The sequence below is a fragment of the Bifidobacterium sp. genome, assembly GCF_051876855.1.
GTDB lineage: Bacteria > Actinomycetota > Actinomycetes > Actinomycetales > Bifidobacteriaceae > Bifidobacterium.
This window is the reverse complement of the sequence record NZ_JBJEIH010000012.1, coordinates 1,549-12,852: the sequence shown is the minus strand read 5'-3', so window position 1 is coordinate 12,852 and position 11,304 is coordinate 1,549. Positions and strand designations below refer to the sequence as shown.

The 11,304-nt window shown below is 59.9% G+C and carries 6 protein-coding genes; 5 read left to right on the top strand and 1 reads right to left on the bottom strand.

Annotated features, from left to right (window positions below; all coding sequences use genetic code 11):
- Positions 1-1,407 precede the first annotated feature (1,407 nt).
- Together ACI38B_RS00450 and ACI38B_RS00445 are read left to right on the top strand one after the other, a co-directional pair.
- Positions 1,408-3,228, top strand: a complete 1,821-nt coding sequence (locus ACI38B_RS00450; protein ID WP_439729073.1) for a proline--tRNA ligase — start codon at positions 1,408-1,410, stop codon at positions 3,226-3,228.
- A gap of 783 nt (positions 3,229-4,011) precedes the next feature.
- Entirely contained in the window at positions 4,012-4,647 is a 636-nt protein-coding gene (locus ACI38B_RS00445) for a single-stranded DNA-binding protein (RefSeq protein WP_439729072.1), read from the top strand.
- Between the two features lie 177 nt (positions 4,648-4,824).
- Here ACI38B_RS00445 and ACI38B_RS00440 read toward each other — a convergent pair whose 3' ends face one another.
- A complete protein-coding gene (locus ACI38B_RS00440; RefSeq protein ID WP_439729071.1) occupies positions 4,825-6,903 on the bottom strand; it encodes a M13 family metallopeptidase in 2,079 nt (692 codons plus the stop codon).
- 204 nt (positions 6,904-7,107) lie between these two features.
- On the opposite strand from ACI38B_RS00440, the gene ACI38B_RS00435 reads away from it, so the two are divergent.
- The 3 genes from ACI38B_RS00435 (at position 7,108) to ACI38B_RS00425 (ending at position 10,608) form a co-directional block, all read left to right on the top strand.
- On the top strand, positions 7,108-7,788 hold the full coding sequence (locus tag ACI38B_RS00435) for an HdeD family acid-resistance protein (RefSeq protein WP_439729070.1): 681 nt from the start codon (positions 7,108-7,110) through the stop codon (positions 7,786-7,788).
- A 142-nt stretch (positions 7,789-7,930) separates the two neighbouring features.
- Complete coding sequence (gene map / locus ACI38B_RS00430) at positions 7,931-8,710, top strand: type I methionyl aminopeptidase (protein ID WP_439729069.1); 780 nt, start codon at positions 7,931-7,933, stop codon at positions 8,708-8,710.
- 605 nt (positions 8,711-9,315) lie between these two features.
- Positions 9,316-10,608, top strand: a complete 1,293-nt coding sequence (locus ACI38B_RS00425; RefSeq protein ID WP_439729068.1) for a citrate synthase — start codon at positions 9,316-9,318, stop codon at positions 10,606-10,608.
- Positions 10,609-11,304 lie beyond the last annotated feature (696 nt).

Below are 11,304 nucleotides of genomic sequence, written 5' to 3'. Positions count from 1 at the left end.
CTCAGGTGGTTGGACGGTGCGATCTGCTGAGTTGCGTATGTCGTGGCATGCGCGTTGAGCGGGCTGGGCACTCTGCGGTGGGTCGTCTGTCGATCTGTGTCGTCGTGTATGTCGCGGCGTGCAAGCTCCGCCTGTTCGGTTACTGTCCGGCGTCCGTCGAGTGTGATGTGTTGCGTTGCGTATGCCGGGGCATACATGCCGTGCTGTTTGGGTTGCCCGCAGGTGGTTGGACGGTGTGATCTGCTGGGTTGTGTATGCCGGGGCATGCACGTCGAGTGGTGTTGTCTGCTCGTCGGCAATCGCGGACCGTGTTCTGTCATGTTGTGCATGCCGGGCGATGCGATTTTCAGCCATTTCGGCCGGATGGCCGACGCAAGCGGTCTTTTCAGCGTCGCTGCGGTACAGCACAAGCGCAAGATAATGCCTATCTGCGTTGCCTGTAGTACCTGCCGAATGGTATTTCGCATGTATGTGTTCGTCGATCCCCGATACTCGAAGCAGTGTCGTTGGAATTCCGCGAATCGTACTTGCGATATCGGGCATGGCGGAACACACATAGTGCAGATGTGGTCCATGAAGTACTGCAGATACGCGAGATGCATGCTCTCGGGCGCCACAGATTAGTGCAATTGCGGCATCACGGACGCTCACGGAGGGTGCGTCTGAAGATTGACGCCGTGTGCGGCAATGTTTGGCATGTGCGTGGGTTTGTGAGGATTGGCTCACATGATGGCGGTTTGGGTGAGCCGGGTTGGCTTGTTGCCGTCGGTTGTGCCGCGTTGTGTGAGGATTGGCTCGCACACTGACCGGGTCGCCGTGCTGATTCTGTCTGTCGGTTGGTGGTTCGCGTGGGTTTGTGAGGATTGGCTCACGTGGTCGCGTCTTTCTCCTGTCCGGTTGGTCTGCTGATGGTGGTTGTGCCGTATTGTGTGAGGATTGGCTCACATGATGGAGGTGTGAGTGGGCCGGGTTGGCTTGTTGCCGTCGGTTGTGCCGCGTTGTGTGAGGATTGGCTCGCACGGTGAGGGGTTGGATGGCGGGTGGCGGCTGGTTTGGTAGCGGCGGGGGAGGCGTGTGAGGATTGGCTCGCACACAGGCCGGGTAGTTGCGCTGGTCTAAGTCGTCCTGCCGGTTATCGTCCAGTCGTGCCCGTCAATCCCGTCGATCCCACCAAGCCTAAACCAGCTTCGCCCACCGAACTGGCCGCGCTCACCGAACCAGTCGTGCCCGTCGATCCCGTCGATCCCACCAAGCCTCAACCAGCCACGCCCACCGAACCAGTCGTGCTCGCGATCCCATCAATCTCACCGGCCCCACCAAACCCACCAAGCCCTCGGCCCCACCGCGCCCGCGATGCCGGCAGACGCGCGTCCCCCAATGTCCCATAACGCGAATACCTTGGGATTCATGAGTTCCAAAGCACTTCGTATGTCTACGCTGTTCTTGCGCACGTTGCGTGAGGATCCTGCCGATGCGGATGTCGATTCCGCGAAACTGCTGCAACGCGCCGGGTACATCCGCAAAGCCGCCCCTGGCATCTGGACGTGGCTGCCGCTCGGCCTGCGCGTCCTCGATAAGATTGAGGGCATCATCCGTGAGGAAATCAACGGCATCGGCGCCCAGGAAGTTCATTTCCCGGCCTTGCTGCCCCGCGAACCGTACGAGGCGACGCACCGTTGGGAAGAGTACGGCGAAAACATCTTCCGTCTGAAGGACCGCCATGGTGCGGATTATCTGCTGGCCCCCACGCATGAGGAGATGTTCACCCTGCTGGTCAAGGACATGTACTCCTCGTACAAGGACCTGCCGGTAACGCTCTACCAGATTCAGACCAAGTACCGCGACGAGTTCCGTCCGCGCGCCGGCCTGATCCGCGGCCGTGAGTTCATCATGAAGGACGCTTACTCCTTCACCGTTGACGAGGAGGGCATGCGCAAGGCCTATATGGACGAGCGCGGCGCCTACGAGCGCATCTTCACCCGCCTTGACCTGAAATATGTCCCGGTGTTCGCCATGTCCGGCCCGATGGGCGGCTCCGCGTCCGAGGAGTTCCTTGCCCCGATGCCGATTGGCGAGGATACCTTCGCGCTTGCCCCGTCCGGCAAGGCTTGGAACGTCGAGGCGCTGACCACGCCGGAACCGCCGGTCGAGGATTATTCCGACACTCCTGCCGCCGAAAAGGTCCCGACCCCTGATGCGATGAGCATTGACAACATGGTCGCACGCGCCAATGCGGACCATCCGCGTAGCGACGGCCGTCCGTGGCAGGCGAGCGACATCCTGAAGAACGTCGTCATCGCCGTCAAGCACCCTGAGGATGACGACCATGATAAGCCGTGGCGCGAACTCGTGGTTGTCGGCGTGCCTGGTGATCGTGTTGTCGATATGAAGCGTCTGGAAGCCCAGTTCACCCCCGCCGAAATCGAGGAGGCGACCGAGGATGACTTGAAGGCGCATCCGGAGCTGGTCCGCGGCTATATCGGCCCGATGGCCCTTGGTCCGCAGGCTGCGGCGCGCGGTGTCGAGCACCCGATCCGCTATTTCATCGATGCGCATATCGCTCACGGTTCCGCGTGGTTCACTGGCGCCGATGAGCATGAAGTCGACTATTACAACCTCGTGTATGGTCGTGATTTCACCGCCGACGGCACGGTTGAAGCCGTCGAGGTTCGCCATGGCGATATGAGCCCGGACGGTTCCGGCCCGCTGAGCTTCGAGCGCGGCGTGGAAATCGGCCAGGTCTTCCAGCTTGGTCTCAAGTATTCCAACGCGCTTGGCTTGAAGGTCCTCGATCAGAACGGCAAAGCTGTCCCGGTGTGGATGGGCTGCTACGGCATCGGCGTCAGCCGTGTGCTCGCGTGCGTCGCCGAAACCCATCATGACGACAAGGGTTTGGCCTGGCCTGCGGTTATCGCCCCGGCTCAGGTGCATGTCCTCGCTACCGGCAAGAACGCCGAGGCCTTCGACGCCGCCGAAAAGCTGGTCGCCGAGCTTGAATCTCGCGGTATCGAGGTGCTGTACGACGACCGCAAGAAGGTCTCCCCGGGCGTCAAGTTCAAGGATGCCGAGCTGATTGGCGTGCCGCTGGTCGCTGTTGTCGGCCGTGACACGGTCAACAACGGCACGATCGAGGTCCGCGACCGTGACGGTTCGAATTCCGAGGCTGTCGCCGTCGATGCGGCTGCGCAGACCATCGCCGATCGTCTTGCCGCATTGCTTGACAAGTAGAGGCCGGGTATCGCACGGACAGTGTACGGCAACAGTACGGCAATAGTACGGCATGATCTGATGCGTGTTCCGTGCGTGTACGCGCGAATATGATTCAGCCTGTGGCGGGCGTCATCTGAGTAAGGTGACGCCCGCCACTGCGTGTGGGGCCGCGGAATTCGCAGGATTCGTACGATTTGCGGGCGCTGCGGGATTCATACGGGATTCGTGCGGGATTTGTGGAATTCGCTCCGGGGCCGTCAAATCGCTGTTCTTGCCTGAACGACTGTTCTCGGCGGCTGCAAGCCGAGCGACTTTCCTGAAAACCTCATTACGCCGACGACATGTGCGCGTTAGGCTGCTGGCGCTACTACCCAAACTGGTTACGGTGGGGACCCTGCCAATGTTGCTGGGATATGATGTCTTGACCTGATTGCGAGCGGCGATGTCGAAGACATTCCCAGCTGACGTTCTCGTTCAAACCGGCCGTCCTTGTGGCGCTAACACATCGACAGGCGTGAAACAACACCGGTATCGTGAGTTATCCACATTCCGCCGTTTCTCGCTTTTCGTTGATTTCTTGCGGATTGCGATAGCTGAACGCATCTTTTGACCACATTTTCCGATTGGCTGGCGCTTGACACATGCCGTCCGGAAGAATGGATGGTACCGCAGACGCGACGGTGACATCCTGCAATACGACAGGCTTCTCTCCTCGCTCCAATCTCCAGTTGTGTGGCAGGACGTGTCCCCGTCGCGGCTGCAGTCCACATATCGCAATATCGCAGTCATGGATTCGCAATCATGAGGGGGAAAGCAATGGTGCAGCAAGGTCTGATAACCATCAATGGATACGCCGGTTCCGACCCGGTTAATTTCGGCAAGGATGTGCCTGCCTGTTCGTTCAGGATCGGGTGCACTCGCCGCTATTTCGACAACTCCGCAAAGGAATGGAAGGACCGCCCGACCATATGGATTACAGTCAAGGCGTTCCGCGCGTTGGCGCGCAATGTGCTGGCAAGCGTGCATAAAGGCGATCCGATCATCGTGTCGGGCACGTTGGCGAACGAGCAGTGGGAGCGTGATGGTGAAACCCATTCCAGAACGGTCATCGAAGCGGCTTCCGTCGGCCATGATCTTGGACTTGGGGTATCGCAGTTCACCAGGCAGAAATCAGGATTCGCGCCCGGGGCACCGGCGTCCGGGGCGTCGGCGCAACCGCAGGAACAGCATCAACCGCAGGGACAATCGCAAATGCAGCAGGCTCCCGTGTCAGGTGCGTCCAATCAGGGGACCATGCCTCCGGAAGCCTCCACCGGGCAAAGCCAGGGGAGTCTTCCGCGCGACCCATTCGCTGAGCCGCAACAGCCCCAAGCAGCTGAGGGTGCAGCATATCCCATGCCCGAAGATGATGGGAACCCTCCTGAGGAGGCATTTTGACCAGGGACGGCTTGAAATCGGGCAAACAACAATGGCCACGAAGACATACAGGAGTCTTCGTGGCCACGTGGTGGGGAGGAATGCTGCCGGCGGGTCATACCCGTGACACGACGGATTATGGCGGCGGTGCATGGTCCGGCGGCTGCAATCGCGCGCCTTATCGGCACACAGGCGGCATTACCAGATGCGTACCCGCTTGTCGGGGTCGAGCCACATCGCGTCCTCGGGCTGCACGTTGAACGCCGTGTAGAACAAATCGACATTGCGTACGATGCCGTTGGTACGGAATTCTGCGGGGGAGTGGGGGTCGATCTGCAGATACTGCTCGGCGAGTTCGTCGCGCTGCTTGGTCCGCCAGATCGAGGCGTAGCTCAGGAAGAAGCGCTGAAGCCCCGTGAACCCGTCTATAACGGGCGCGGCGTCGAGTGCAGCCTTGATGGCGTCGGGGGAGCCGTCCTCCGGTTTGCCGGCAGCGGCGTCGAGGGCGAAGGCGTATGCCTTGAGCGCGATGTTCACGCCGCCAAGGTCGCCGATGTTCTCGCCGATGGTCAATGCGCCGTTGACGTGCGGGGCCTTGTCCGGCTCATCGGCGTACTTCTCGGCGAGCTGGCTCGGCACGAAACCGTTGTACTGCTCTATCAGTGCCTTGGTCCGCTGCTCGAAGTGCTCACGGTCCTCGTCGGTCCACCAGTTGTTGAGTTTGCCGTCGCCGTCGTACTGGCTGCCCTGGTCATCGAAGCCATGGCCGATTTCATGGCCGATGACGGCGCCGATACCGCCGTAGTTCGCCGCGTCATCGGCATCGGGATTGAAGAAAGGAGGCTGCAGAATCGCTGCCGGGAACACGATGACGTTCAGTGACGGCTCGTAATAGGCGTTGACCGTCTGCGGGTTCATCAGCCACTCATCACGGTCCACGGGCTTGCCGGCCTTGGACAGTTGGTATCCGTTCTCGTACAGGGAAGCGGCACGCATATTGTCCACGAGCCCTGCGTCATCGCGTACGTCAAGGGCGGTGTAGTCACGCCAATGGCTGGTGTACCCGATTTTCGCGGTGAACTTCGAGAGCTTCTCCAACGCCTTGCTCTTGGTCGCTTCGCTCAGCCAGTCGCTGGTGCTGATGGACACGCGGTAGGCGTCAATCAGATTCCCGACGAGCTGTTCCATGCGCTGTTTGGAGCTTTCGGGGAAGTGACGTTTGACGTATTCGCGCCCGACGTCCTCACCGCACACGCCGTTGACTAGCGAAACGCCGCGCTTCCACCGGTCGCGTTGCTGTTTTGCTCCGGACAGCACCTTGCCATAGAACGCGAAATTCGTCTCGTCGAACTCATGGCTGAGCATGCCCGCCCATCCGATGATGGTGTGGACGCGAGCCCAAAGCTTGAGGTCATCCAAGTCGCTTGCCGCCCAGAATGCGTCAAGCCCGGACAGGAAGCTTGGTTCATGTACGATCGTATGTTGCACAATCGCCTTGAAATCAAGCGGTTGCGCCTTGCCGGCCGCCGTTTCGCCGTATGCCGTCTGCCATGCGTCCACCCAATCGGACAGGCCGAAATGCTCCAGCGACCGGCTCAATGCCGCGTAGTCAGTGGGATTGTAGGTTTTCTGCGAATCCCTTGTGGCCACGTTGTCCCAATGGTGCGAAGCGATGGCGGTCTCCACTTCGAGGAAACGCTTCGCCTGTTCTTCGGATTCCAGCTCATCGCCGTACCCGGCCTGGCGCAGTTGCTTGGCAACCATCGCCACGTACTGTTCGCGGACCGGGGCGTAATGATCCTCGCGGTAGTACGCTTCATCCGGCAGGCCGATGCCCGCCTGTTCGATGTGCACGATGTTATGCTCGGGATCGCCCGGGTCGCCATATATCGCCATCGCGAACAGGTCGGGGCCGCCGGTCGGGTTCAACGAGCCGAGCACGCGGGTGAGCGCGGTCTTATCCGCGGCATGGTCGATGGCGTCAAGATCGGGGCGAATCGGCTCAATGCCAGCGGCGTCCACGGCATCAGTGTCGCAGAATGCGTGGTAGAGGGCGCGGGACTTCGTCGCGGGGCAATCGTCATCCTCAAGGATGTCGCGAATCTGGCTCTCGGCGTTCTCTGCGAGCTTGTCGAAGGAACCATAGCGGGAACGGTCATCGGGAAGACGATAGGTGTCGATCCAAGGCCCGTTCACGTAACGGAACAGGTCGTCGGCGGGCTTGATAACGGAGGAGAAAGAGGCCGGGTCAAGGCCGGAAACCAAAGCGTTGCTCATAGCTTCACCCTAGCCAGATTCGGTGACAATCCGGCATTGTTCCGCCGGCGGTACTGGGCGGGCGGTGCAGCCGGCACCCAGAGCGCGGGCACGGGCGCAAGAAACCAGACAATACTGCGCATGTCGTTGCCCCACAAGGCCATCGGGCGCGAATACAATACGAAATGTAGGCAAAATCCGGTGCCTGTAAGGAAAGGAGTAGTCATGACTGATCAGAATATGAATCAGAATCCTTATGGACCGTATGCCAACAACCCCAACCCGAACGCGGGTCAGAATCCTGAATCCGACGAGGGGAACCAGTATTCGTTCAACCCGTTCCGCCTGGTCGAGGAGATGCTGCCGCAGCGTGCGAAGAACACCATCCGCGGAGCCTATGGGCTGATTGGCGTCGTCGCCGTCATCCTCGGTGTCGCGTTGCTGGTGTGGCCGGGCAAGACTCTGGTCGTCGCAGCCGTCGCGCTGGGCGTATTCTTCGTTGTCGCCGGCGTGGTGCGTATCGTTAGCGCCATTGTCGAACTCGGTCTGCCTGCGGGCTGGCGTGTGCTTGATATCATCGTCGGCCTGCTGCTGACCATCGGCGGTGTCATCATGTTCAAGTACACGGCGTTGTCCGCGCAGACTCTGCTCATCGTCATCACTTTGACCGTCGGCATCTGCTGGATTGTCGAAGGCATTATGGCGCTGACTGAATCCTGGATGCTACCGAAGCAGGGATGGGCGATCTTCTATGCGATCATTTCGATTATCGCGGGCATCGCGATCCTGTTCTGGCCGGGGCCGTCGGCGTTGACGCTGATGATCTTCGGCGGCATCACGCTCATCGTGCTCGGTATCAGCGCGATCGTGCGTGCGTTCACCTTCGGCAAACCCAGCAAGCGCTGAACGTAGCTGAAGAACAGTCATCGAGACGAACGAGCCGCCTGCCGCGCCTGACAGGCGGCCCGTTGCGTTCCAGCCAGCGGTACGCCGGTGGGCGTCAGGACAACGGCTTGCTTTGTAAGCCGCACGAAGTAGGGTTGCAATTATGATCGAACTGAAAACACCTCAGGAAATCGAAGCAATGAAGCCTGCCGGACATTTTGTCGGCAGCATTCTCAAGGAACTGCGCGCCCAGACCGGCGTGGGAACCAATCTGCTTGACATCGACGATTACGTCCGTCGCCGCATTGAAAGCCGCAAGGGCGCGGAATCCTGCTACGTGGATTACGCACCGGACTTCGGCACTGGCCCGTTCAAGCATTACATCTGCATTTCCGTCAACGATGCCGTGCTGCACGGCGTTCCCTATGACTACGACCTGAAAGACGGCGATCTGGTCAGCCTCGACCTGGCGATCAGCGTCGACGGGTGGGTCGGCGACTCCGCCATCAGCTTCGTGGTCGGCAAGAACAAGGATCCCGAGGACTTGCGCCTGATCAAATGCACTGAGGATGCGCTCGCCGCTGGTATCGCGCAGGCACAGCCTGGCAACCGTCTCGGTGATATCTCCGCCGCCATCGGCGATGTCGCGCACGAGCAGGGCTACACCGTGAACCTCGAGTTCGGCGGTCACGGCGTCGGCCACGTGATGCACGGCGATCCACACGTCGCCAACGATGGCAAGGCGCACCACGGTTATAAGCTGCGCCCGGGCCTGGTCATCGCGATTGAACCGTGGTTCATGAAGACCACCGATGAAATCTACCAGGATCCGAAGGACGGCTGGACGCTGCGTTCCGCAGATGGTTCGCGCGGCGCGCACACCGAGCACACCATCGCCATCACCGAGAACGGCCCGGTCATTCTCACCGCTCGCGACGAGTGACACGAGGTTGCAGCGACGCGGCGCAAGATCGTCTGCGTTTGGCCTGTGCAAAACTGCGTAAGATCTGCGTAAGGTCGTGCAGGGTCTGTGCAAGGCCCGCGCAAAGCCGAAACGGTGTCAGCGCAACGCCAGGCTACGCTACGCATGTCTGTGCATCGCTGATTGACTGACAGGGGTGTGGACGTTCGCGACGTCCCGCCCCTGTGGTGTTTCATCGCTGCATGGTGTCCATCGCAATATCGCACTCCGCGGGATCTGCGGAATTCTCAGGGGTAATCCGGTTCATTCACCGCGCTCGCTGCACACCCAATCCGCAGAATCTGCAAAATTCTCAGGCTCAACGCAAGCCGTGAAATCAGCTAACTTTGCTGAAACCACGCGGCGATTGCGATGAGAAAGTGACCGTTGTGCAAGACATTGCCAGCATGGTCTTGGCACGGTCTGTTATGATGAACACACTCCAGCGCGCGCATATGTGACCGCCGTTGCGTTATCGGCGGCATTACGTTGTCGACGTTTGAGACGTTTGAGGCGTCCGAATATTCAAGACAGCCTGAACGACGCCGATCGGCGGGTGCGCACGTATCCAACAGAAAGGGGAGCTGATGGCGACAGCCGAGTTGAAGATCGATTCCGAACAGTACGATCTGCCGCTGGTCAAAGCGACCTCGGGTCCGGACGGCATCGTTGTGTCCAATTTGCGCAACGACGGATGGGTCACGCTAGACCCCGGTTTCCTGACGACCGCGCAATGTGAATCAAAAATCACATTCATCGACGGCAACAACTCGATTCTGCGCTACCGAGGCTACCCGATCGAGCAACTGTGCGAAAAGTCCGATTTCCTTGAAGTCGCATGGCTGCTGCGTCACGGCGAACTGCCCACCCGCCAGCAGTACGACAAGTTCTGCTCCGACATCAACCATCGCACTATGGTCGGCGAGGATTTCCGCACCTTCATGGGATCGTTCCCGCGCACCTCGCATCCGATGAGCGTGCTCGCCTCCGCCATCAACGCGCTCGCCGCGTTCTACCCTGACACCACGGATGTCAACGATTCCGATCAGCTTGACGAAGCTGCCGAAATCATCATGGCGAAGGCGCGCACCATCGTCAGCTACATCTTCCGTCGCCGTCGCGATGAGCCCATGCTCTATCCGGACGTCTCTCGTGGTTATGTCGATGATTTCCTGCGCATGTGCTTCGCCGTGCCATACGAGCCGTTCGAATCCGACCAGCTGTATGTGCACGCGCTCGGTCGTCTGCTCATCATCCATGCCGATCATGAGCAGAATTGCTCGACCTCCGTGGTGCGCATCGCGGGCAGTGCACATGCGAACCTGTATTCCGCGGTCGCCGCGGGTGTCAACGCGCTGTCCGGTCCGCTGCATGGCGGTGCGAACGAGGCAGTGCTGCGCCAGCTCAAAGCCATCCGCGATTCGGGCAAGACTGTCAAGGAATTCGTCGAATGGTCCAAGGACAACGGCAAGCGCATCGCCGGGCTGGGCCATCGCGTCTACAAGTCGTATGACCCGCGCGCGGCCATCGCGAAGTCGTATCTGACGAAAATCGTGGAGCATGAAGCGACATCGAAGCTTCCGAAGGACGAGCGCGCGCTGTTCGACGTGGCTACGGAACTTGAGCAGATCGCGTTGAATGACGAGTATTTCGTCTCGCGCCACCTGTACCCGAACGTCGACTTCTACACCGGGTTGATTTACCGCGCGATTGGTTTCGACCCCGCCATGTTCACGACGCTGTTCGCGCTCGGCCGCATCCCCGGCTGGATCGCGCAGTACCGGGAGATGCTCGACGACCCGATGACCAAGATCGGTCGGCCGCGCCAGGTGTATACGGGTGAAGCGAAGCGCGATTACGTTCCGATGGATCAGCGCTGACTTGTGTCGATGGCATCGACTTGTGTCGATGGCATCGACTTGGTTGGCTTCGTTGGTGGTGCTGGCTTGATAGCGCCGGTGCATTGGCTGACGGCGTTGGCTGATGACGTTGCTAGTGCCGAGGGTGCCGATGGTCTCAGAGATGGTGCCGATGGTGCGGATGGTGCGATAGCTGGCGGCGTTGCTGGTTCCGGTGCGTTGGCCGGCAACCTTGGCTGAGATGATGTTGCTGGTGCCGAGGATATCGATGCTGATGGTCTGAGTGAAGACGCCGAGGTTCTGATGATGCCGATGACACCCAAGCGCCGAGGAACCAGAATTTCTCGTCACTGGTATCTCGTCGGAATCTTCGGCCTACCGCAATCGTGACAGTAGCATAGCAACGCTGACGAGCGCAGTCTTCCGATGGCGGGGTTGTTCCCCATTGACCGTGCCGATGACGGGCGTTGCACAACCGGTATGTGCGACGCCCGTTGTTGTTCGGTTGTGTTTGGGTTCTGCTTCATTTGACCAATGTACGTTGTGATTGTCTGTGTCGTGATCACCTTCGGTTGTGATTACCTGTGCCATGATTGTCTGCGTCGTCGTACTTGTGTCGTGATCACCTGTGTCGTGATCACTCCTTGTCGTAATCACCCGCGGTTGTGATTGTCTGCGTCGTAATCGCCCGCTGTCGTAATCGCCCGCATCTGTGTT